Here is a 22,354-nt window from a genome sequence, read left to right on the forward strand (position 1 = left end):
AGTACGTCCAGTACGAGGACTTCCGGCCGGCACGCCGAGAGCACGCACCGGACGCCGCTCCTTGACGGGCAAACGTTGCCTGCCGCGGCACTAGGCCTGTCCGGTACGTCGCCTTCCCCCGACGGACGTCACGGCTCCGTACGTGCCGGGCAACAGGACGCGCCGACGGGAACCCTGACGGCCCCGCACGCGTGCCCCCCGGTACCAGCAGCACACCGGGGGAGAAGAGAAGATGCCCGACCCGTCCTGGCAGGCGATGCAACAAGCTCAGCAGGCCCAGCAGATCCACCAGAACCACGTACGCCACCACCGCGCGGCACACGACATGGCGCGGGCCCACGCCCGCCACACCGGCGCACCCCACACGCACCGTCCCCTGCCGCACACCGGCGCCCGGGGCGGCGGCCTGCGCGGCCTCCTGGTCCTGATCATCATCGTCGGGGTCGTGGTCTACGTCGCCCACGACCCCGAACTCTGCACCACGGTGGGGAACTTCGCCCGCAACCTCTTGGCACACGTCCAGAGCGACTGACCCGGTCCGGTGAACGCGGGGGACTGCAGCGCCCCCACAGGGTCGCGGGGGACTGCGCGATCAGCCACGACGAATCCGCAGCCTCCCCGTAACCTCAAGCCGTCGCCGCAGGCGGAGTCAACTGCCGGGCCAGCCAGGTGGGCACACCCCCGAGCAACCGGAACAACCGCCCCGCCTCCGCCCGCAGCCGGGACGCCTCCGGTTCGACCTCGGCGTCCGCGAGCGAGGCCAATGCCGGGGCGGTGCCCACCAAGTACCCCAACTCCTCCCGAATCCGCAGGGATTCGGCGAACCCGCGCCGCGCCTCGGCCAACTCGCCCTCCCGCAGGGCGAGTCCGGCAAGGTGCCGCCAGGTGAAGGAGAGCAGAAGCGGGTCGCCCTGGGCGACAGCGCCCGCATGGGCACGCCGGTACGCGGCCCGCGCGGCCTGCGGCGACTGCGCGAGGTTCTCGGCGAGCAGCCCGCGCCGGAAGTCGAGCAGCGCCCGCCCCGGCGCCCCCGGGGCGATCAGCGCGGCGGCCCGTCCGAGCGCGGCCCGCGCCTCGTCCGCCCGGTCGCGTACCCCGAGCAGCGTGGCTGCGTAAGCGAGCTGACCGCGCTCGCAGGCCGCCGCCCCGCGCTCGTCGTCGCTCTGGGCCACCGCTTCCGCCGTCCGCAGCGCGTCCTCCGCCTCGGCCCAGCCCTGCTCGGTGTACAGGCACCGCTCGACGAGGAGCGAGGCTCTCTGCAGCGCAGGCCCCGCCGTCCCGGGCTGGAGCAGTGCGGCCGCGTCGACCCAGCAGGCGCGTGAGCGCAGCCGCCATACCGCGGTCTGGAGTGGATCGTCCCCTGCGTTCGTTCCGGAACCAGACATGGCGGTATGCGCCACGTTGCCCTCCCCGAGCACGCCATTGAGCTGTTGAGTGGTGGCATCTCAGCACGGATCGCGGTACCCGGCCAAGGGGGTGGGTGAAGGATTTCACAAAGTCGTGGGACTGGTGCGGCACTTGCTGACGCGCGCCGCACGCACCCGTGACCTCAGCTCATGCGCAACGCCAGGAAGAAGTCGAGCTTGTCCTCGAGGCGGGAGAGGTCCCGGCCCGTCAACTGTTCGATGCGGCCCACCCGGTAGCGCAGTGTGTTGACGTGCAGGTGGAGCCGCGTGGCGCAGCGCGTCCAGGAGCCGTCGCAGTCGAGGAACGCCTCCAGGGTGGGGATGAGTTCGGCGCGGTGGCGGCGGTCGTAGTCCCGGAGGGGGTCCAGGAGCCGCGCGGTGAAGGCGCGGCGTACGTCGTCCGGCACGAAGGGCAGCAGGAGGACGTGCGAGGCCAGTTCCTGGTGTCCGGCCGCACAGACCCGGCCGGGGCGGGCGGCGGCGACCCGGCGCGCGTGCCGGGCCTCCTCCAGGGCGCCGCGCAGCCCCTCGGCCGAGTGCACGGCGGCGCTGACGCCGAGCGTGAGCCGCCCGTCGTCGTTCAGCCCGGGCGACAACGGGTCGCGTACGGCCTCCAGGAGGGTGTCCGCGAGGACGCCCGACTCGGAGCCGTCGTGCTCCGAGGAGACCGCCGGAAGAGGTACGAGCGCGATCGCCTCCTCACCCGTATGGGCGACGGCGATCCGGTCGGAGTGCTCGGGGCCGCTGGTCAGCGGGTCGACGAGGATCTCCTCCAGGAGCGACTGGGCGACCGGGCCGCCCTCGACGTCGCCGCCGTCCCACTCGACGCGGGCCACGACCACCTGCCAGTGCGGCGCGGCGCCGAGCCCCGGCAGCAGCACCGGCGCGGCGACGCGCAGCCGGGCCGCGATCTCCGCGGGGGCGGCCCCCGTCTGCACCAGTTCGAGGACCTCCTGCGCGAGCCGGCGCCGTACCGTGCGCGCCGCGTCCCGCCGGTCCCGCTCGACCGCGATCAGCTGGGTGACGCCCTGAAGCAGGTCGAGCCGCTCCGCGGGCCAGTCCCCGGCGTCCGCCTCGACCGCGAGCAGCCAGTCGGAGAGCACCGTCTCGCGCACATCGCGGGAGGCGGCCGCGGAGCGCCCGGAGGAGCGGATCGGGAACAGGGAGTAGGTCGTCGTGCCCACGATCACCCGGTGCGGCCCGCGCCGCCCGGTGCGCGCCGCCGCGAGGTGCTCCGCGGCCAGCTTCGCGGACACGTCGGCGGGCAGCGCGGCCCCGGCGAGCTTCGAACCGGCGATGGGGCGTCCGGTGGGGGAGAGCACCCAGGCCCGCAGGTCGAGGTCGGTGCCGAGCAGGTCCAGGACCACGTCGGGGCCGCCGCCCGCCGGGCCTGACGTCATCATGCGCCGGTGCCGGTCCACCACTGCCGCGAGGTCTCCGGCGCGCTCGCCCGATACCTGTCGTACGACATGTTCGGTGATCGTCGCGAACGCCACCGACTCGTGCACGGCGAACAGCGGCAGCCGGTGCCGGACGCAGGCCAGGATGAGGTCCTCGGGGACGTCACCGAGCTCCGCCTCACCGGCGGCGAGGGCCGCGACCCCGGCGGCCGCCAGGATCCGTACGAAGGGCTCGGAGTCCGCGGCGCCGTGCCGCCAGGCGAGGCCGGTGAGGACCAGTTCGCCGCCGGAGAGGTAGCGGCTGGGGTCCTTGAGGTCCGTGGTCATCACACCGCGTACGGTGCGGTCCAGCTCGTCCTCGCCGCCGAGCAGCCGCAGGCCCAGCGCGTCGGTGTCCAGCAGTGCGCGCAGCCGCATTCTCGTCGCCGCCGTTCTTGTCTCGAAATCTACGATGGATCTGAAGTCGGATCTGAAAGTGGGCGGCCGGCGAGCGGGCCGCGAGCCGTACTCCCTGGTCCCAGCGTGTGCTGGATGTTTCCTGTCGTTTCCAGAGGGCTGTATCGGAAGTTTCCAGAGGAAAACGAGGAGGTTACTGATGACCTCCGTTCATACGAATCTACAAGATGAGCGCCCTGGCCAGCCAACTCCTTCATGGTTTCGGTGACTGACCCCGGTGGAGGACAGCGCGGTGTACTGACCTCACTCCACGTGAACAACTCATGAACGAGCCCGGGCCGCCGCACACGATCTGGCTTGATCAGAACGACCCACGATACGAAGAAGAGAGCCACTCATGGACTTCCTTCGCCCCGCCAGCTGGGAGGAGGCGCTCGCCGCGAAGGCCGAGCACCCCACCGCTGTGCCGATTGCGGGTGGCACCGATGTGATGGTCGAGATCAACTTCGATCACCGCCGGCCCGAGTACCTCCTCGACCTGAACCGCGTCGGCGAGCTGAGCGAGTGGGAGGTCGGCGAGGAGAGCGTGCGCCTGGGCGCCTCCGTCCCGTACACCCGGATCATGGAGAACCTGCGCGGCGAGCTTCCCGGCCTGGCCCTGGCCTCCCACACCGTGGCCTCTCCCCAGATCCGCAACCGCGGCGGCGTCGGTGGCAACCTCGGCACCGCCTCCCCGGCCGGCGACGCCCACCCCGCCCTCCTCGCGGCGGGCGCCGAGGTCGAGGCCGAGTCCGTACGGGGATCGCGTCTGATCCCGATCGACGCGTTCTACACCGGCGTGAAGCGCAACGCGCTCGCGCCCGACGAACTGATCCGCGCCGTCCACATCAAGAAGGCCGACGGCCCCCAGCAGTACTCCAAGGTCGGTACCCGCAATGCCATGGTGATCGCGGTCTGCGCCTTCGGCCTGGCCCTGCACCCCGAGACGCGTACGGTCCGCACCGGCATCGGCTCGGCCGCGCCCACGCCGGTCCGCGCCAAGGCCGCCGAGGAGTTCCTGAACGCGGCGCTCGACGAGGGCGGCTTCTGGGACAACGGCAAGATCATCACCCCGTCGGTCGCCAAGCAGTTCGCGGACCTCTGCTCCGCGGCCTGCAACCCGATCGACGACGTCCGGGGCACCGCGAGCTACCGCCGCCACGCGGTCGGCATCATGGCCCGCCGCACCCTGACCTGGACCTGGGAGACGTACCGCGGCACCGCCGCCCACACGGAGGGAGTCGCGTGATGCGCGTCAATTTCACGGTCAACGGCCGTCCCCAGGAAGCCGACGACGTGTGGGAGGGCGAGTCCCTGCTGTACGTGCTGCGCGAGCGCCTGGGCCTGCCCGGCTCCAAGAACGCCTGTGAGCAGGGCGAGTGCGGTTCCTGCACGGTCCGTCTGGACGGCGTGCCGGTGTGTTCGTGTCTGGTCGCGGCCGGCCAGGTCGAGGGCCGTGAGGTCGTCACCGTCGAGGGCCTCGCGGAGTTCGCCAAGCAGCGCTCGGAGCACGGCGGTTGCGCCACCGGCTCCTGCGGCACCTCGCTGGACGAGGCCAGGCGCTGGGAGTCGAAGCCCCAGGACTCCCACACCGGCGAGGGCGGAGAACTCTCCCCGATCCAGCAGGCGTTCATCGACGCCGGCGCCGTCCAGTGCGGCTTCTGCACCCCGGGTCTGCTGGTCGCCGCCGACGAGATGCTGGAGCGCAACCCCACGCCGACCGACGCGGACATCCGCGAGGCGCTCTCCGGCAACCTGTGCCGGTGCACCGGCTACGAGAAGATCATGGACGCGGTCCGCCTCGCGGCCGCCCGGCAGTCCGAGGCGGTCTGACCATGGGAACCACGGGTACACCCACCAACCTCACGCAGGGCTCCAAGACCAGGGGCGGCATCGGCGAGTCGACGCTGCGCCCGGACGGCATCCTCAAGGTCACCGGCGAGTTCGCGTACTCGTCCGACATGTGGCACGAGGACATGCTCTGGGGTCAGATCCTGCGCTCCACGGTCGCCCACGCCGAGATCGTCTCCATCGACACCGGCGAGGCCCTCGCGACGCCCGGCGTCTACGCCGTCATGACGTACGACGACCTGCCGACCGAGGTGAAGAACTACGGCCTGGAGATCCAGGACACGCCGGTCCTCGCGCACGGCAAGGTCCGCCACCACGGTGAGCCGGTGGCGATCGTCGCCGCCGACCACCCGGAGACCGCGCGCCGCGCCGCCGCCAAGATCAAGGTGGAGTACCTCGAGCTGCCGGTCATCACGGACGAGGCGTCCGCGACCGCGCCGGACGCGATCCTGATCCACGAGGGCCGCGACGACCACCACATCGGCCATGTCCCGCACCCGAACATCGTGCACCGCCAGCCGATCGTCCGCGGCAACGTCGAAGAGGCCGCGAAGAAGGCCGACTTCGTCGTCAAGGGCGAGTACACCTTCGGCATGCAGGACCAGGCCTTCCTGGGCCCGGAGTCGGGTCTCGCGGTCCCGGCCGAGGACGGTGGGGTCGACCTCTACATCGCCACCCAGTGGCTGCACTCCGACCTGCGCCAGATCGCGCCCGTCCTGGGCCTGCCCGAGGACAAGGTCCGGATGACGCTCTCGGGCGTAGGCGGCGCGTTCGGCGGGCGCGAGGACCTGTCGATGCAGATCCACGCCTGCCTGCTCGCCCTGCGCACCGGCAAGCCCGTCAAGATCGTCTACAACCGATTCGAGTCCTTCTTCGGGCACGTCCACCGCCACCCCGCGAAGCTCTACTACGAGCACGGGGCGACCAAGGACGGCAAGCTCACCCACCTGAAGGCCCGGATCGTCCTGGACGGCGGCGCCTACGCCTCCGCATCCCCGGCGGTCGTGGGCAACGCCTCCTCGCTGGGCGCGGGCCCGTACGTCGTCGACGACGTCGACATCGAGGCCATCGCCCTCTACACCAACAACCCGCCCTGCGGCGCCATGCGCGGCTTCGGCGCGGTCCAGGCCTGCTTCGCCTACGAGGCCCAGATGGACAAGCTCGCCGACGAGGTGGGCATGGACCGGGTGGCCTTCCGCCAGCTCAACGCGATGGAGCAGGGGACCGTCATGCCGACCGGGCAGGTCGTCGACTCGCCGGCCCCGGTCGCCGAACTCCTGCGCCGGGTCAAGGCGATGCCGCTGCCGCCCGAGCAGCAGTGGCTCGCGGCCGGCGAGGCGGCCGACGTACGGCAGCTGCCGGGCGGCCTCTCCAACACCACGCACGGCGAGGGCGTCGTCCGCGGTGTCGGCTACGCGGTCGGCATCAAGAACGTCGGCTTCTCCGAGGGCTTCGACGACTACTCGACGGCCAAGGTCCGCATGGAGGTCGTCGGCGGCGAGCCGGTCGCGACCGTGCACACCGCGATGGCGGAGGTCGGCCAGGGCGGCGTCACCGTCCACGCGCAGATCGCCCGCACCGAGCTGGGCGTCACCCAGGTGACCATCCACCCGGCCGACACCCAGGTGGGCAGCGCCGGTTCGACGTCCGCGTCGCGGCAGACGTACGTCACCGGCGGCGCCGTCAAGAACTCCTGCGAACTCGTCCGCGAGAAGGTCCTGGAGCTGGGCCGCCGCAAGTTCGCTACGTACCACCCCGCTTGGGCGACGGCGGAGCTGCTCCTCGAGGGCGGCAAGGTCGTCACCGACGGCGGTGAGGTGCTCTCCGACCTGGTGGACGTGCTCGGCGACGAGGCCGTCGAGATCGAGGCCGAGTGGCGGCACCGCCCGACCGAGGCCTTCGACCTCCGTACCGGACAGGGCTTCGGCCATGTCCAGTACACGTTCGCCGCGCACCGCGCGGTCGTCGAGGTCGACACCGAACTCGGGCTGGTCAAGGTCATCGAGCTGGCCTGCGCCCAGGACGTCGGCAAGGCGCTCAACCCGCTGTCCGTCGTCGGCCAGATCCAGGGTGGCACCACCCAGGGCCTGGGCATCGCGGTCATGGAGGAGATCATCGTCGACCCCAAGACCGCGAAGGTGCGCAACCCCTCCTTCACGGACTATCTGATCCCCACGATTCTCGACACGCCGACCATCCCGGTCGACGTGCTCGAACTCGCCGACGACCACGCCCCGTACGGGCTCCGTGGCATCGGCGAGGCCCCGACCCTGTCGTCCACCCCGGCCGTCCTCGCGGCGATCCGGAACGCGACGGGTCTGGAGCTCAACAGGACGCCGGTACGCCCCGAGCACCTGACCGGCAAGTAACCCTCTGTTCGTCTCGGGCCGTCCCCCGGGTCGTGCACCATCCCAAATCCCGCAGCAGCCACCGTGGTTGCTGACGCGGGTGCCCCTGTGAACCTTGGGAGATGGCACCATGACCCAGCAGTCAGTGGAGCCCAGGACCGTCGCCGACGACGCGGGTGCGGGAACCCGCGTCCCGGCCGGGCGGTCCTGGCTCGACCGTTACTTCCACATATCCCAGCGGGGATCCACGGTCGCGCGTGAGGTGCGCGGCGGCGTCACCACCTTCATGGCGATGGCGTACATCCTCCTGCTCAACCCTCTGATCCTGTCCGGCAAGGACGCGGCGGGGCACACGCTCGGCCAGAACGCGCTGATCACCGCGACGGCGTTCGCGGCGGCCTTCAGCACGCTCCTGATGGGCTTCTTCGGCAAGGTGCCCCTGGCCCTCGCCGCCGGACTCTCCGTCTCCGGAGTGCTCTCCTCGCAGGTCGCCCCGCAGATGACCTGGCCACAGGCCATGGGCATGTGTGTGATCTACGGAGTGGTCATCATGCTCCTGGTCGTCACCGGCCTGCGCGAGATGATCATGAACGCGATCCCGCTGGCGCTGAAGCACGCCATCACGATGGGCATCGGCCTGTTCGTCGCGCTGATCGGCTTCTACAAGGCCGGATTCGTGCACCAGGGGAAGTCCACCCCGGTCACCCTCGGCCCGGCCGGTGAACTCGCCGGCTGGCCGGTCCTGCTCTTCGCCGCCACGCTGCTCGCCATCTTCATGCTCCAGGCGCGCGGCATCCCCGGCGCGATCCTGATCGGCATCGTCGGCGGCACCGTACTTGCCGTGATCCTCAACGCCCTCGGCGTCATCGCCCCCAGGCAGTGGGCGAGCGGCGCCCCCGAACTGCACGGCAGCGCCGTCTCGATGCCGGACTTCTCGCTCTTCGGCAAGGTCGAGTTCGGCGGCTGGGGCGACGTCGGAGTGATGACGGTCGGCATGATCGTCTTCACGCTGGTCCTCGCCGGGTTCTTCGACGCGATGGCCACGATCATCGGCGTCGGCACGGAGGCCAAGCTCGCCGACGCGCAGGGCCGGATGCCGGGCCTGTCCAAGGCGCTGTTCATCGACGGCGCGGGCGGAGCGGTCGGCGGGGTCGCGGGCGCGTCGGGCCAGACGGTCTTCGTCGAATCGGCGACCGGGGTCGGCGAGGGCGCCCGTACGGGCCTCTCGTCCGTCGTCACCGGCCTGTTCTTCGCGGCCTGCCTCTTCTTCACCCCGCTGACGGCGATCGTCCCCGGCGAGGTCGCGGCGGCGGCACTGGTGGTCATCGGCGCCATGATGATGATGAACGCCCGCCACGTGGACTGGGCCGACCGCGCCACCGCGATCCCGGTCTTCCTGACCGTCGTCGTGATGCCGTTCACGTACTCCATCACCGCGGGCGTCGCGGCCGGAGTGCTGTCGTACGTCGCCATCAAGATCGCCCAGGGCAAGGCCCGGGAGATCGGGGCGTTCATGTGGGGCCTGACGGCGATCTTCCTCGTCTTCTTCGCCCTGAATCCGATCGAGAGCTGGATGGGCGTGCACTGACACGCCCCTTCCGGTCGACGACCCTCCGCGCACCCCCCTGTTAAGGAGACCGAGACATGCTGGACATCGCCGAAGAGCTGCACCGGTGGGTCGAGCAGGGACGCGACTTCGCCGTGGCCACCGTGGTGGCCGTCAGCGGCAGCGCGCCCCGTCGGCCCGGCGCCGCCCTCGCCGTCGACTCCGACGGCACGGCGATCGGCTCGGTCTCCGGCGGGTGCGTGGAGGGCGCGGTCTACGAACTGTGCCGGCAGGCGCTCCAGGACGGCGAGAGCGTCCTGGAGCGCTTTGGATACAGCGACGAGGACGCCTTCGCCGTCGGTCTGACCTGCGGCGGCATCATCGACATCCTCGTCACTGCGGTCCGGGCGGGCGACTTTGCCCGGCCGGTGCTCAGCAGCGCGCTGGCCGCCGCCGCGACGGGGGAGGCGGCGGCGGTCGCGCGGATCGTCAGCGGCCCCGCCGAACTGCGGGGCCGCGCGCTGCTCGTCCGCCCCGACGGCTCGTACGAGGGTGGCTTCGGCGCCCATCCCGAGCTGGACCGCACGGTGGTCGGCGAGGCGGGCGCCTTCCTGGACGCGGGCCGTACCGGCACCCTGGAGATCGGAGAGCAGGGCTCTCGTTGCGGAGCGCCGCTCATGGTTCTGGTCGAGTCGTCCGTGCCGCCCCCGCGCATGATCGTGTTCGGAGCGATCGACTTCGCCTCGGCGCTGGTCCGTATGGGCAAGTTCCTGGGGTACCGCGTCACGGTGTGCGACGCACGCCCGGTCTTCGCGACCGCCGCCCGCTTCCCCGACGCCGACGAGATCGTCGTCGAGTGGCCCCACAAGTACCTGGAGCGCACGGAGGTGGACGCCCGGACCGTCCTGTGCGTCCTCACCCACGACGCCAAGTTCGACGTACCGCTGCTGCGGCTCGCGCTGCGGCTTCCGGTCGCGTACGTCGGCGCGATGGGCTCCCGCCGCACGCACCTGGACCGCAACGAACGCCTGCGTGAAGTCGGCGTCACCGAACTGGAGTTGGCGCGCCTCAGGTCGCCCATCGGCCTCGACCTGGGCGCCCGCACCCCCGAGGAGACGGCCCTGTCCATCGCCTCGGAGATCGTGGCCAACCGGCGCGGGGGGAGCGGGGTGGCGCTCACCGGGGCACACACGCCGATCCACCACGACGCGACGTCGGTTCCGGCTCGGCGGATCGGGTCGGTGGCCTGAGCGGGGTCGGGGGAGCGCGGGGGTGATGCGGCCACCGGTCGGCTACTGGGGGGCCGGGCCCGGCAGTTCCTGGTCCCCGGAGGTGAGCTCGTCCAGGTCTCGGGCGAACTCCTCGGTGTCCAGGCGCGGAAGGTCCAGGACGTCGGCGGGCAGGCCTGTCGGGCCCTCCGCGCCGAACAGCGGCTGCTCGGTCCAGATGCACTTTCCGGTCGCCGTGTAGCGGGTGCCCCAGCGCCGGGAGAGCGCGGTGACCAGTTGCAGTCCGCGTCCGCCTTCGTCGGTCTCCGACGCCCGGCGGATGCGCGGCACGGTCAGACTCCCGTCGAAGACCTCGCAGACCAGCTCGGAGCCGTGCAGCAGGCGCAGCCGCACGGGTCCCTTCGCGTGGCGCACGACGTTGCCGACCAGCTCGCTGGCGAGGAGTTCCGTGGTCGGCGTCAGGTCGTCCAGGCCCCAGGTGTGGAGCTGCTCGCGGATGTGGCGGCGGGCCTGCCCGGCCGCTCGCGGGTCCTCGGGGAGCGGCCAGGAAGCCATGTTGTCGTCGGTCAGCGCGTGGAGGCGGGCGATGAGCAGGGCCGCGTCGTCGGCGGTGGAGTGCTCGGCGGGGAGCAGTCCTGCGGTGACGGTGTCGCAGAGGCGCTCCAGATCGGCTGCCATGTCGCCGGGACCCTCGTGTGCGGCCCGCAGCAGCCGGGCGAGTTCGGCCATGCCGTCGTCGATCTCGCGGGTGGCCGACTCGACCAGGCCGTCGGTGTAGAGGACGAGCAGGCTCCCGTCCGGCACCGTCATCTCGAAGGTCTCGAAGGGCGGCTCCGCCGCGCCGAGCGGCGGATCGGGGGCGAGTTCGGGGATGTACACACTGCCGTCGGGGTGGACCACGGCGGGCGGGGGGTGCCCGGCGCGGGCGACGGAGCAGATCTGGGTGGTGGAGTCGTAGAGCGCGTACAGGCAGGTGGCGTAGGACTCCTCGGCCATGCCGCCGACGATGTCGTTGAGGTGGCTCATGATCTCGTCGGGGGGAAGTTCAAGGTCGGCCAGGGTGTGCACCGCTGTGCGCAGCCGCCCCATGGTGGCCGCCTCGGGCAGCCCGTGGCCCATCACGTCACCGACGACCAGGGCGACCTGACCGCCGGAGAGAGGAATGATGTCGTACCAGTCGCCGCCGACGTCCATGCCCTGTCCGGCGGGGAGGTAGCGTGCGGCGGCGGTGCACGCGGGCAGTTCGGGCAGGCGGCTGGGGAGCAGGCTGCGCTGGAGTTCCTGGGAACGGGTGTGTTCGGCGTCGTAGAGCCGGGCCCGCTCCAGGGCCTGCGCGACCAGCGCGCTGGTCGTGGTCAGCAGGGTGCGCTCCTCGTCGCTGAGACGGCGCGGCCGGTCGAAGGAGACCACGCACACCCCGAACGTGTGCCCGGACACGGTCAGCGGCATGAACGCCCAGGCCTGCTTGCCCGCCTGGGGCGGCCGGGCGGCGAGTTCGGGGTAGCGGGCCGCGTACTCCGCGCGTGAGGAGAGGAACAGCGGCGTGCCGGAGCTGATCGGGTCCCAGACCGGGTCGCGGGCCACCCGCGCACGGCCGTCGATCGTGTCGAGGAAGGCGGGCGGATAGCCGACCGCCCCGACGTTGTACGCCCGGTCGCCCTCGATGGCCTGCACCACGAGGCCGGTGGCGCCGAACGGCGGCAGCACGCGCTGCGCGACGGCGTCCACCACGTCCCGTGAGGTCGTCGCCTTGGCGAGGGACGCGGTCAGCTCGGCGATCCGGGCGGCGCGCTCGGCGGCGACCCGCTCGGCGGCGGTCCGTTCGTCCTCGTGCCGCCGGATCTCGGTGACGTCGGTGAAGTAGAGGGTGAGGCCGTCGGGTCCCGGGACCAGCCGCAGGTGGAGGCGGCGCCCGGTGTCCGGAGTGTCCATGTCGAAGCCGGCGGGCTGCTGCGCGGCGGCGGCCTCCCGGCAGCGCTTCTCCAGATCGGGGACCTGCCGGACGGAGGGAAGCTCCCACAGGACACGGCCGAACAGCTCCTCCTCGGAGAAGCCCAGCATGCGCTCGGCCGCCAGGTTCAGGAAGGTGATCCGCCAGCGGTCGTCCACGGCGAGGAAGCCGTCACTCATGTGGCGAAGAGCCCGGCTGAGCGCGTCGCGGGCGGAGCGGGACTCGTTGCTCTCCCAGCCCACGCCGATCATCCGTACGGGTTCGCCCTGAGCGTCGTAGGTCGCCCGGCCGCGGGCCTGGGTCCATCCGTAGGTGCCGTCCAGGCGACGCACCCGGTACTCGGCCTCGAACACCGTACGGTCCCGGAGCGCTTTCTCCGCCGCCCCCAGGGTCGGCGCCAGGTCGTCGGGGTGGACGATCCTCATCCAGTTCTCGATCCTGCCGGTGAACTCGGCCGGCCTGGTGCCGTAGAGCTCAAGGGCGGCCTCGTCCCAGACCAGCTCGCCGGTCTCGACGTTCCAGTCCCACGAGCCGACCCGGACCTCCTGCAGAGCCTGCCGCAGCCGGTCACCGCTCAGTTCCTCCCGGGGCGGCCGAGCGGGCGGCGGCGCCTGCCGCATGCGCTCCTCGGTCCAGGCGATCACGGCCTGCAGGAAACCCCACTGCTCGACGGTCGGCTCCCCCTGCCCGCCCGTCACCACGGTGAGCGCGCCGATGCCGCGGTCGCCGCTGAACACCGGCACGGCCGCCAGCCCGGTCCCGGGCCATGAGACCGCACCGGATCCGGCGGAGCCGGGCTGTTCGCCGGATCCCGGCGCAATCCACACGCCCCGGCCCTGGTACAGGGCCCGGGCCGGGGCCAGCGGGCCTTCCTGGTCGATGATCTCCCAGGGCCGGGTGAGGACCGCGGGAAGACCGCTCGCCGACACCAGACGCAGCGCGGACATCGGGCCCCGCAGATGGATCATTCCCCCCACGGCACCCAGCTCCCCCATCGCGTGCTGGAGCGCCAGCCGGAAGATCTCACTCTCCGTGACACCAGGGTCCACCGCGCTGAGCAGGGCCAGCCGTGTATTCATGATGTAAAGACTACAATTCTCCCGTTTCACACATGGGTGCGCGACCCGCTGCGCGCACGGAGCGTCAGGATTCCGGCCGCAGCAGCCCTCCCACCGCTCGCCCGAACATCCACCGTCCCGCCCACCCCAGGGGCCGGTCGAAGAACCGCGGCAGCCACCGTACGTTCAGGTCCTCCCGCCAGAGCACCCGCGAGCCCCCGCCCGCCACCGGACGGACCTCGATCTCGGCCCACCCCGTGACGAACGTGCCGCGCTTGACCAGCCGGCACCTTCCCGCGCCCCCATCCTGGGGTGGCCGCCAGATGGCGACCTCCATCGGATCGTCGAAGATCAACGGACCCACCCCCGACCGCGCGACGAACACCGTGCCCTCGCCGGTCGGCGGCGGGGTGCGCACGGTGACCCGGGTCAGCGGGACGACGGCGGCATGCCGGGGCCAGTCGGTGAGCCGATGCCAGCTCTCTTCGACGGAAGAAGGGGACACGCGTTCCAGCTGGAAGAGGACCACGGCCCGATCGTAGGCGGCCGGACAGCACATGAATCTCGCCGATCCACCCGACGGGGCACGGCCCTGACCCACCCACGACCCCGCGGGTCAGCGTGGCGCGGTCGCGTCCGTCTTCCGGCGGTGCCGCCCCACGTCGTAGAGCTGCCAGAAGTACGGCCCCTCGTCGTCACCGGCGTCGAGAGCGGCCAGGATCTCGTCCCCGCGCGGATCGTCGCGCAGGGCCAACTGCACGGCCGCGGTGACCCGTACGTCCTCCGTCTCGACGGTGAGGCACGCCGCGAGCGCGGCCGAGACCTCGGCATCCGCGGGCGCGGAGGCCAGCGCGGCGCAGGCCCCCCGGCGGACCTCGGCCACCTCGTCCCGGGTGCACGCGAGGACCGTGGCGAGGGCGTCACGACGCCCGGCGTCGACTCCGTACTGCAGACCGAAGACCGCCCACTCCCGAACCCCGCTGTCGGCATGCCGGGCGAGGTCGTGCAGGGGTCGCTCGGCACGGGGATCCAGGGCGCCGGACAGTCCCGCGGTCAGGGGCCGCAGCACGCGCGGATCCGGTTCGCGCGCGGCCCACGGCAGGAAGAGATCGACCAGCGGGGCGTCGAACGGTGCCTCGTCGCTGTAGTCGAAGAGGTTGAACAGCCGGAGCACTTCCGCACCGAAGTACCGCTCCCGCGGGTCCGGCCGGTCCCGCAGGGCGGCGGCCATGTCCCACGTGGCGCGATCGCGGCGCTCCTGGAGGACATTCGTCGTCACCCACCAGATCTCGTGGTCGACGTCCGGTTCGGCCAGCGCCCTCGACAGCAGCTCGGTGAACGAGGTCCTGATCCCGTACCGGGGCTCCAGCGCCGTCAGGATCGCGCTGTGCCCGGTACGGACCGTCAGACCGGCCAGCGTCAGCTCCTCGACGCTCACCCCGTTCTCGTCACGAACCGTCTCGCGCCGCACCGTTCCCGCCGAACCGCTCCTGCGGCGCAGCTCGGCCACGGCACCCGTCTCGTGCCAGGAGCGGGCCAGCGCCAGGGCGTCACGTCCTTCACGGTCCTTGTGCCACAGCTGCGCCCCGTGGTTGATGAGCGCGGTCACGATGTCGGAGGCGCCACGGTCGACCGCCCGCAGCAGCGGGGTCTGGCCGTCCACGACCCGGTCCAGCCGGGCGGAGCGCATCAGGACCTCGACAGTGGCCAGGTCGAAGCCGTCCACCGCCAGGCAGAGCGCGGGCGTGCCCCGGTCGTCGACGGCGTCGGGGTCGCCGCCGGCATCCAACAGCGCCGTCACCGCCTTCACGTCCCCACTCCGCACCGCCGCCGTCAGCGACTCCCCGCCCATACGCCCCCGCTTCCCTCGTCAAAGCACCGCCCCACGGCACGAGGCCGACGGCACGCGATGCTAACCGCGCCGCCCAGCTACCCGCCCGTCGATTTCGCCCCGGCCGCACGCAACTCCCGCCAGCCCTCGCGCTGTTGACACATCGTCTGCCACCCACCAGGCTATCCGGGGAGTACTCCCCGCTTGCACTCCACCCCCGTGACCAACCGGTCCAGAGAAGGTTCGGAGAAGGTCCAGAGAACAGGAGTCCACGTGCCGGACCAGCCCCACGTCATCGACCCCGCGGGCGCCGACCTCCACGGCGAGGCGGATCTGCTGCGCGAGCGCGGCGCCGCGGCCCTCATCGAACTGCCGGGCGGGATAAGGGCCTGGGCGCCCACCCAGTACGAGATCCTCAAGCGGCTCCTGGCCGACGACCGCGTCTCCAAGGACCCCAACCAGCACTGGCCCGCCTGGATCAGCGGCGAGTACCGCGAGAGCTGGATCACCCTCTGGGTCGGCGTGACCAACATGTTCACCGCGTACGGCGCCGACCACCGCAGGCTGCGCAAACTCGTCTCGCCCGCGTTCACCAAACGCCGTACGGACGCGCTCAAGCCCCGTATCGAGGAACTCGCCGCCACGCTGCTCGACCGGATGGCCGAGGCCCCCGACGGGCGGGTCGACCTCCGGTCCGCCTACGCGCACCCGCTCCCGATGCAGGTGATCTGCGAGCTGTTCGGCCTGCCCGAGGACCGGCGCGCCGACACCGCGCGCCTCATCGAGGCCAACATGGACACCACCATCACCCCCGAACAGGCCATGGCCACCTACCGGGAGATCCACGAACTGCTCGCCGGACTGGTCGCCGCCAAGCGCGAGCGGCCGGGCGACGACCTGACGACCGTCCTGATCGCGGCACGCGACGAGGAGGGTTCGCAGCTCTCCGAGAGCGAACTGATCGACACGCTCCTCCTCGTCATCGGCGCGGGCCACGAGACCACGGTCAATCTGATCGGCAACGCGGTCCACGCCCTGCTGACCCACCCCGAGCAGTTGCTGCGCGTACGCAGCGGCGAGATCCCCTGGAGCGAGGTGATCGAGGAGACCCTCCGCTGGGCCCCCTCCATCGCCAACCTCCCGCTGCGGTACGCCGTCGAGGACATCAAGCTCCCCGACGGCACGCTGATCGCGCGGGGCGAGGCGATCCTGGCGACGTACGCGGCGGCCGGCCGCGACCCCCTGCGGCACGGCGAGAGCGCGGGCCGCTTCGACCTCAGCCGTGCCGACAAGGAGCACCTCGCCTTCGGTCACGGCGTCCACTACTGCATAGGAGCCCCGCTGGCCCGTCTGGAGGCGTCCCTCGCGCTCCCCGCGCTCTTCGCCCGCTTCCCGGACCTGGGCCTCGACGACACACAGGGTCCGGCCCGCCTCGCCGAGTCCTTCATCGGCCACGGCTACCGGGTGCTGCCGGTGCGGCTGAGCTGACACGCGGCCGTCAGGGTCGGTAGACGGTACCGGGCTTCGCCTTCCCCGGCGCCGGCAGCTGCGGCACGGTCACGAACACGTACCGTTCCCAAAGACTGAGCGGGAGTGAGTCTTGTTGCCAAGACTGCTGCTCAGCCGCACGCCCCGAACGGTTTTGGGCGTACTGGTTCCCCGCGTGCGCTCCACATCCGGGCCCGACGCATCGTGTGCGTGGTCCGGGAATGTGGGGGCGGGGTTCCTCACGCCCAGGCGTGCCCGGTCGGGCCTGGCCGGTCCGATGCCCACGACGATCGCTCTGGTCGTCGTGGGGCGGTGCCGTCCGTCGCCGGTCCTTGAGGACGTCGAGGAGCTCGGCCGAGTTCTCGCTCGGCCCGGCGTCGAAGGTCGGCGCGATGCACTTGGCCTCGCGGCACTCCACGGTCCCGAACTTCGCCGCGGCGCCGGCGGTGGCCGCACACCCCACTCGTCGTGCACGGCCATGCGGTGGGTGTTCACGTTGCAGAAGGCCGCCAGGTCGACGCGGTCGGCGTGGGAGTTGGTCGGCGCCTCGGTGTAAAGCCGGGCGCGGGCGCCGAGGCTCACCACGGAGCGGCGGCGACGGCGCACGGGGGTGTCCGAGGTCATGCGGTCTCCGTTCGTCCGGATTCGGGCGGCGGCCTCTTCGCTCTCCGGTCTTCGTGCAGATCGGCGTACGGGTCTTGTAGTGACATCCGCGCATTACCTAGGGTCGCTCCTGGTGCAAGCGCTTTCTGAAAGGGAGGGTCACCGGCAATGGCGCTCACCGCGATCGACGTGCGGGACCGCACAGACGTGAGCGACCGGACAGACGTAAAAGACACCTCCCTCGACCACAGCGACGTGGAAGAACAGCGCGACCTCTCTCAGGAGCCCCAGTGACAGCCCGCAAGACCTTCCTCGCCGCCCTCGCCGACGCCGGTGCCCCCCTCGACACCGCGTTCGTCGAACTGCTCACCGCGACCGCCGAGACCAGCGCCAAGGCCGTCCTGGACGGGTACGCCGCCGATCTCGTCGAACTCCGTGACGGCGGCGAGGCCCGCGCGGCCACCCGTTCGCTGCGCACCCTCGTCTCGGTGTACGTGCACGAGGGCTCGGCGTACCACCGTTCCGCCGCGCTCCTCGGCCCCGCCGCCGAACTCGCAGACGCGCTCGCCGAGGAGCAGTACGACAACGGGCTGTGGGAGCACGGGGCCGACGGCAATCCGGCGGACACCGCCTTCTCGATCGTCGACCTCAACCTGATCCACCACCTGCTCGACGAGGACGCCCACGAGCCGACCACCGGACTGCGGGCGACGATCGAGCGGATCCTGCGCCTGGCGGGCCCCTCCCTCGCCACCGGCGGCGTCCACACCGCCAACCACCGCTGGCTGGTCTGCGCGGCCCTCGCCCGCATCCACGCCCGCTGGCCCGACCCCGCCTACCCCGCGCGCATCGAGACCTGGCTCGCCGAGGGCATCGACCAGCTGCCCGGCGGCGAGTACAGCGAGCGCAGCCCCAACTACTCGGCCGCGGTGACCAATCCGGCGCTGCTCGTCCTGGCCCGCCACTACGGACGTACGGACCTCTACACGAACGTACGCGACAACCTGGCCGCCAACCTGTACGTCATCGAGCCCAACGGCGAGGTGGAGACGGTCCATTCGCGCCGCCAGGACCAGACGAGGATCCGGCACCTGCCCGAGTTCTGGCTCCAGTACCGGGAGATGGCGCTGCGCGACGGCGACGGACGGTTCGCGGCGGTGGCCGCGCTGCTCCAGGAGCGCGGCACCGACCAGACCTTCGGCGAGACCCCGATCGGCGAACGCCTCGCCCAGGTCCTGGACCGGCCGGAGCTGGCCGCCCCCCTGCCCGAATCGACCTCCCTGCCCGACGACTTCGAGCACCACGACGACAGCTGCCGCCTCGTCCGGGTCCGCCGCGGCACGCACACCGCGAGCGTCTTCGGCGGAACCGACTTCCCGGAACTGCGCGCCATCTCGTCCGGCCTGTCCACCAACCCGACCTTCTTCAAGATGCGCAAGGGCGCGGCGATCCTCGACTCGCTCCGGCTGGCCCCGCGGTTCTTCGCGCTCGGCCACTTCCGGGCGGAGGGACTGGAGCGCACGGACGACGGCTGGCGGCTGCACGCCGAGGTCCGCGGCGCCTTCCACCACCCGCTGCCTCCCGAGCACCGCCGCCCCGACGGCGCCTACCCCCTCACCGACGACAGCCGCTTCTGGTCCGCGATGGACTTCCCGCACCGCCCGAAGGAATACCGCACACTGCGCACCGAAGTCCTGGTCCGTGAGGTCGGCGGCGGAGCGTGGGACATCTCCTTCGACCTCTCCGGCGAGGGCTGCGCGAGCCCGCTCGCCATCGAACTCTGCTTCCGCCGCGGCGGCACTCTGACCGGGGACGGCCTCGAACCCGTCCCCGGCTCCCCGGACACCTTCCAACTCGTCTCCGGTGAGGCCACCTACACCGTCGGCGCCGACCACATCACCTTCGGCCCCGGCAACGGCAAGGGCGGCCGCCAACCGGCGGTGGTCGACGCGGGCGAACGCTACGCCTGGCTGAACGGCTCCCTGACTCCGAACGGAGTACGGGTACTGATCACGGGGCGCTCACCGCTGACGTACCGGTTGACGCTGAGGTGAAGCTCGAGAAGGACCGCGGCCCCGCGGTCGGGGAGCGGCGGATGCCGAGTGGACTGATCGCGCTGGCACTCGGCGGGTTCGGCATCGGCCTGACCGAGTTCCTGATCGCCGGACTGCTGCCGCAGGTGGCGTCGAGTTTCGCGGTGTCCGAGGCGGCCGCAGGCCGGCTGATCTCCGGGTACGCGCTGAGTGTCGCCGTCGGCGCGATCGCGCTGACCGCGGCGACGGCGCGGCTGCCCCGCAAGGGGATCCTGGTCGGCTTGGTGGCGCTGTTCGTCATCGGCAACCTGCTGTCCGCTCTCGCGCCGAGCTATCCGGTGATGCTGCTCGGGCGGATCGTCGCTGCGTTGTGCCACGGTTCGTTCTTCGGTATCGGCTCGCTGGTCGCCCGCAGTCTGGTCGCGCCGGAGAAGAAGTCCCGCGCGGTGGCGGTCATGTTCGCCGGGCTGACGGTCGCGAACGTGCTGGGCGTGCCGTTCGGCGCGCTCGTCGGCGAGCGCTGGGGCTGGCGAGCGGCCTTCTGGGCGGTCACCGGAATCGGCCTGCTCGCGCTGGCCGGGATCGTCGCCCTCGTCCCCGCCGGTGCGGGCGAGACACGGCCGCCCACGGTGACGGACCGCTCGGACCCGACACCGGCCGGCGGCCTGCGGGCCCAGTTCCGTGCGCTGCGGTCCTGGCAGGTCTGGCTGACCCTGACGGCCACCGCGCTCGGCTACGGCGGGATGTTCGGTGCGTTCACCTACATCGCCTACACGTTCACCGAGGTCGGCGGCTTCTCCTCCGGGGATGTCGCCTGGCTGCTGATGGTGTACGGCGTCGGCCTGGTCGTCGGGAACCTGGTCGGCGGGCGCGCGGCCGACCATGACCGTGACCGCGCCCTGGTCGTCGCTCTGCTCGGACTCGCCATCACCCTGGCCGTGTTTGGTCTGCTCGCCGGCAGCGGCATCGCGTCGGTGATACTGGTGTTTCTGATGGGGCTCTTCGGGTTCGCCAGTGTGCCGGGCCTGATCACTCGCGTCACCGACTTCGCCCACGGGGCGGCGCTCGCCGCCAGCGCCAATGTGTCCGCGTCCAACATCGGCAACGCGCTCGGTGCCTGGCTCGGGGGACTGGCCATCACCGCGGGCCTCGGCTACACGGCGCCGCTCTACGTCGGCGCCGGCATCGTCCTGATCTCCGTCGTCGTCATGGCCGTCGCCGCACGCCAAGCCGTGAGCGGACCTCGTTAGCGGTCACGACGGGGGCTCGGCGGCCAGGAGTTGGGTGGCGGCCAGTTCGCGGTAGAGGTCGTCGTCGTCGACCAGGGAGTGGTGGGTGCCCACGGCGCGGACGTCGCCGTGTTCCAGGACCACGATCTGGTCGGCGTCGGTGACCGTGGACAGACGGTGGGCGATCAGAAGGACCGTGCAGCGCCCCGCCGTGCGGGCGACGAGTTCGCCGAGGGCCTGTTCGTTGCGGGCGTCGAGCTGGGCCGTCGCCTCGTCGAGGAGAAGTACCTGGGGGCGGCGCAGCAGGGCGCGGGCGATGGCGAGGCGCTGGCGTTCGCCGCCGGACAGGGTGACGCCACGTGGGCCCACGGGCGTGTCCAGGCCCTGCGGAAGGCGGGCCAAGAGGCCGTCGAGGCGGGTGACGGCCAGGGCCTCGGCCAGTTGCTCCCGGGTGGCCGACGGCGCCGCGTAGAGGAGGTTCTCGCGGAGGGTGCCCGCCATCACGGGGGAGTCCTGCTCGACGTACGCGATCCGGCGCCGGACCTCGGCGCGCGGCAGGGCCGCGATGTCCTGGTCGCCGATCCTGATGGTGCCCGCGGTCGGCTCGTAGAAGCGCTGGAGGAGGGAGAAGAGGGTGGTCTTGCCCGCGCCCGACAGACCGACCAGCGCGGTCCGGGTGCCGCCGGGGACGGTGAAGCTCACGCCGCGCAGGGCCGGGGCGCGGCCGGGGTAGGTGAACTCGACGCCGGTCAGTTCGACGGCCGGTGGTGCGGCGTGGGCGGCGGTGTGCGCGGGCCCGGTCGCGTCGATGTCGTCCTCGACCGGCAGCGCGGCCGCCTCCTGGATCCTGCCCACCGCGCCCAGCCCCTGCTGGAGCTGGGCCGCGCCGCCGACCAGCTGTGACACCGGGCTCGCCAGGAAGAAGACGTACAGGAGGAAGGCGATCAGTTCGGAGACCGACATCGAGTGGTGGGCGACGAAGGTGCCGCCCACGCCGAGCACCACCAGGAACGCGGTCTGGATGGCGGCGCCGCCGACCATGGTGACGAGGGCGCTGTAGCGGGCGCCGACCAGCCCGGCGGCGTACGCCTCGTCGACCGCGTCCTCGGCGGTGCGCGTCTCGCGGCCCTCGGCGCCGTTGGCCTTGACCGTACGGGCCGCGCCGAGGGTGCGGTCGAGTACGGCGCCGACCGCTCCGACGGATGCCTGGGAGCGGGCCACGGCCGCCTTGATCCGGGGCAGGATGACGGTGATCACGACACCGACCATCGTCAGCACCAGCAGCGTGACCCCGAGCAGACGCGCGTCGAGCGTCGCCATCATGAACAGCGCCCCGGCGAAGGTCAGGACGCCGTTGACCGTCATGATCAGGCCCTCGGTGGCGGCGCTCTTGAGCAGTGTGCTGTCGGAGGTGACGCGGGCGATCAGGTCGCCGGGGGCCCGCCGGTCCAGCTCGGCGACCCGCAGCCGGATCAGGCGGTGCACCAGACCGCGCCGCACCTCCCGCACCACCCGTTCCGAAGTCCGTTGCTGGAGCCAGGCGTTGAGACCGGTGAGCAGGGCACCCGCGACCAGGAACGCGGCGAGCAGCGCGACCGGCTCGACCACGCTGCCGCCGCCGTCGAGCCGGTCCAGGATCGCCTGCGCGAACTTCGGCTGCACCAGCCCCGACACGCTGGCCAGCAGAGTGAGCACGAGGGAGAGCAGCAGCACGCGCCAGTGGGGTCGTGCGTAGCCGACGAGGGCGCCCAGGGAGCCGGTCGGGGAGCTCTCCTGGCCGTGGCCGTGGGCAGGGGCAGGGGCAGGGGCAGGGGCAGGGTCGGGACCGTGGGCGTCGGGCGCCGGACGGTGCTCGGTCGTGCCGTTGTCGTTCATGCGCCGCCTCGTGCCCGCGGCACGGCCGACTCGGCCGGCAGTGTTTCGAGGCGGGCGGCGGCGGAGGCGCT

16 protein-coding genes and 2 pseudogenes are annotated in these 22,354 nt (G+C 71.8%); 10 read left to right on the top strand and 8 right to left on the bottom strand.

The features are described from left to right. Positions 1 to 232 precede the first annotated feature (232 nt). Positions 233 to 532, top strand: coding sequence for a hypothetical protein (locus tag ABZ656_RS44050; RefSeq protein ID WP_360276273.1), 300 nt, complete (start codon positions 233 to 235; stop codon positions 530 to 532). Positions 533 to 626: 94 nt separating this feature from the next. Here ABZ656_RS44050 and ABZ656_RS44055 read toward each other — a convergent pair whose 3' ends face one another. Both ABZ656_RS44055 and ABZ656_RS44060 read right to left on the bottom strand, forming a co-directional pair. Further along, entirely contained in the window at positions 627 to 1,400 is a 774-nt protein-coding gene (locus ABZ656_RS44055) for a hypothetical protein (protein WP_360276276.1), read from the bottom strand. Between the two features lie 149 nt (positions 1,401 to 1,549). Further along, positions 1,550 to 3,223, bottom strand: coding sequence for a PucR family transcriptional regulator (locus ABZ656_RS44060; RefSeq protein WP_101401652.1), 1,674 nt, complete (start codon positions 3,221 to 3,223; stop codon positions 1,550 to 1,552). Between the two features lie 376 nt (positions 3,224 to 3,599). On the opposite strand from ABZ656_RS44060, the gene ABZ656_RS44065 reads away from it, so the two are divergent. From ABZ656_RS44065 to ABZ656_RS44085, 5 genes are all read left to right on the top strand, one after another. Then, positions 3,600 to 4,490, top strand: coding sequence for a xanthine dehydrogenase family protein subunit M (locus ABZ656_RS44065; RefSeq protein WP_101401653.1), 891 nt, complete (start codon positions 3,600 to 3,602; stop codon positions 4,488 to 4,490). Continuing rightward, on the top strand, positions 4,490 to 5,074 hold the full coding sequence (locus tag ABZ656_RS44070) for a (2Fe-2S)-binding protein (RefSeq protein ID WP_101401654.1): 585 nt from the start codon (positions 4,490 to 4,492) through the stop codon (positions 5,072 to 5,074). The genes ABZ656_RS44065 and ABZ656_RS44070 overlap by 1 nt, the downstream gene beginning before the upstream one ends. A gap of 2 nt (positions 5,075 to 5,076) precedes the next feature. After that, positions 5,077 to 7,461, top strand: a complete 2,385-nt coding sequence (locus ABZ656_RS44075) for a molybdopterin cofactor-binding domain-containing protein (protein ID WP_360276281.1) — start codon at positions 5,077 to 5,079, stop codon at positions 7,459 to 7,461. 109 nt (positions 7,462 to 7,570) lie between these two features. Further along, entirely contained in the window at positions 7,571 to 9,028 is a 1,458-nt protein-coding gene (locus ABZ656_RS44080) for an NCS2 family permease (protein ID WP_101401656.1), read from the top strand. A 56-nt stretch (positions 9,029 to 9,084) separates the two neighbouring features. Continuing rightward, entirely contained in the window at positions 9,085 to 10,236 is a 1,152-nt protein-coding gene (locus ABZ656_RS44085) for an XdhC/CoxI family protein (RefSeq protein ID WP_360276285.1), read from the top strand. A 42-nt stretch (positions 10,237 to 10,278) separates the two neighbouring features. Here ABZ656_RS44085 and ABZ656_RS44090 read toward each other — a convergent pair whose 3' ends face one another. From ABZ656_RS44090 to ABZ656_RS44100, 3 genes are all read right to left on the bottom strand, one after another. Next, complete coding sequence (locus ABZ656_RS44090) at positions 10,279 to 13,245, bottom strand: SpoIIE family protein phosphatase (protein WP_360276288.1); 2,967 nt, start codon at positions 13,243 to 13,245, stop codon at positions 10,279 to 10,281. A 64-nt stretch (positions 13,246 to 13,309) separates the two neighbouring features. Further along, positions 13,310 to 13,753 carry an SRPBCC family protein gene (locus ABZ656_RS44095; protein WP_360276291.1) on the bottom strand — a complete coding sequence of 148 codons (444 nt, stop codon included), beginning with the start codon at positions 13,751 to 13,753 and terminating at the stop codon, positions 13,310 to 13,312. Positions 13,754 to 13,840: 87 nt separating this feature from the next. Further along, positions 13,841 to 15,076, bottom strand: coding sequence for an ankyrin repeat domain-containing protein (locus tag ABZ656_RS44100; RefSeq protein WP_360276294.1), 1,236 nt, complete (start codon positions 15,074 to 15,076; stop codon positions 13,841 to 13,843). A gap of 252 nt (positions 15,077 to 15,328) precedes the next feature. Between ABZ656_RS44100 and ABZ656_RS44105 the strand changes: the two genes are divergently transcribed. Next, on the top strand, positions 15,329 to 16,543 hold the full coding sequence (locus ABZ656_RS44105; RefSeq protein ID WP_101401660.1) for a cytochrome P450: 1,215 nt from the start codon (positions 15,329 to 15,331) through the stop codon (positions 16,541 to 16,543). Between the two features lie 91 nt (positions 16,544 to 16,634). Here the strand turns inward: ABZ656_RS44105 and ABZ656_RS44110 are convergent. Both ABZ656_RS44110 and ABZ656_RS44115 read right to left on the bottom strand, forming a co-directional pair. Then, positions 16,635 to 16,871 (bottom strand): annotated as a pseudogene (locus ABZ656_RS44110) (IS200/IS605 family accessory protein TnpB-related protein); the annotation flags it as partial. Next, positions 16,866 to 17,006, bottom strand: a pseudogene (locus tag ABZ656_RS44115) (polysaccharide deacetylase family protein); the annotation flags it as partial. The pseudogenes ABZ656_RS44110 and ABZ656_RS44115, both read right to left, overlap by 6 nt. Positions 17,007 to 17,314: 308 nt before the next feature. On the opposite strand from ABZ656_RS44115, the gene ABZ656_RS44120 reads away from it, so the two are divergent. From ABZ656_RS44120 to ABZ656_RS44130, 3 genes are read left to right on the top strand one after another with little or no spacing between them, the layout of a single operon-like run. Further along, entirely contained in the window at positions 17,315 to 17,440 is a 126-nt protein-coding gene (locus ABZ656_RS44120; RefSeq protein ID WP_360276297.1) for a hypothetical protein, read from the top strand. Then, positions 17,437 to 19,200, top strand: coding sequence for a hypothetical protein (locus ABZ656_RS44125; RefSeq protein WP_360276300.1), 1,764 nt, complete (start codon positions 17,437 to 17,439; stop codon positions 19,198 to 19,200). The genes ABZ656_RS44120 and ABZ656_RS44125 overlap by 4 nt, the downstream gene beginning before the upstream one ends. A gap of 41 nt (positions 19,201 to 19,241) precedes the next feature. Further along, a complete protein-coding gene (locus ABZ656_RS44130) occupies positions 19,242 to 20,429 on the top strand; it encodes an MFS transporter (RefSeq protein WP_360276303.1) in 1,188 nt (395 codons plus the stop codon). A gap of 3 nt (positions 20,430 to 20,432) precedes the next feature. Here the strand turns inward: ABZ656_RS44130 and ABZ656_RS44135 are convergent, their stop codons facing one another. Further along, a complete protein-coding gene (locus ABZ656_RS44135) occupies positions 20,433 to 22,283 on the bottom strand; it encodes an ABC transporter ATP-binding protein (protein WP_360276306.1) in 1,851 nt (616 codons plus the stop codon). Between the last annotated feature and the right edge of the window lie 71 nt (positions 22,284 to 22,354).

This window comes from Streptomyces sp. NPDC007095 (genome assembly GCF_040634475.1).
In the GTDB taxonomy this organism is placed as follows: domain Bacteria; phylum Actinomycetota; class Actinomycetes; order Streptomycetales; family Streptomycetaceae; genus Streptomyces.

Excerpts from the sequence above, each read along its gene's own strand:
- ABZ656_RS44050 (WP_360276273.1), top strand. The coding sequence starts at position 233 with ATGCCCGACCCGTCCTGGCAGGCGATGCAACAAGCTCAGCAGGCCCAG.
- ABZ656_RS44060 (WP_101401652.1), bottom strand. The coding sequence starts at position 3,223 with ATGCGGCTGCGCGCACTGCTGGACACCGACGCGCTGGGCCTGCGGCTG.
- ABZ656_RS44065 (WP_101401653.1), top strand. The coding sequence starts at position 3,600 with ATGGACTTCCTTCGCCCCGCCAGCTGGGAGGAGGCGCTCGCCGCGAAG.
- ABZ656_RS44070 (WP_101401654.1), top strand. The coding sequence starts at position 4,490 with ATGCGCGTCAATTTCACGGTCAACGGCCGTCCCCAGGAAGCCGACGAC.
- ABZ656_RS44075 (WP_360276281.1), top strand. The coding sequence starts at position 5,077 with ATGGGAACCACGGGTACACCCACCAACCTCACGCAGGGCTCCAAGACC.
- ABZ656_RS44080 (WP_101401656.1), top strand. The coding sequence starts at position 7,571 with ATGACCCAGCAGTCAGTGGAGCCCAGGACCGTCGCCGACGACGCGGGT.
- ABZ656_RS44085 (WP_360276285.1), top strand. The coding sequence starts at position 9,085 with ATGCTGGACATCGCCGAAGAGCTGCACCGGTGGGTCGAGCAGGGACGC.
- ABZ656_RS44090 (WP_360276288.1), bottom strand. The coding sequence starts at position 13,245 with ATGAATACACGGCTGGCCCTGCTCAGCGCGGTGGACCCTGGTGTCACG.
- ABZ656_RS44100 (WP_360276294.1), bottom strand. The coding sequence starts at position 15,076 with ATGGGCGGGGAGTCGCTGACGGCGGCGGTGCGGAGTGGGGACGTGAAG.
- ABZ656_RS44120 (WP_360276297.1), top strand. The coding sequence starts at position 17,315 with ATGGCGCTCACCGCGATCGACGTGCGGGACCGCACAGACGTGAGCGAC.
- ABZ656_RS44130 (WP_360276303.1), top strand. The coding sequence starts at position 19,242 with ATGCCGAGTGGACTGATCGCGCTGGCACTCGGCGGGTTCGGCATCGGC.
- ABZ656_RS44135 (WP_360276306.1), bottom strand. The coding sequence starts at position 22,283 with ATGAACGACAACGGCACGACCGAGCACCGTCCGGCGCCCGACGCCCAC.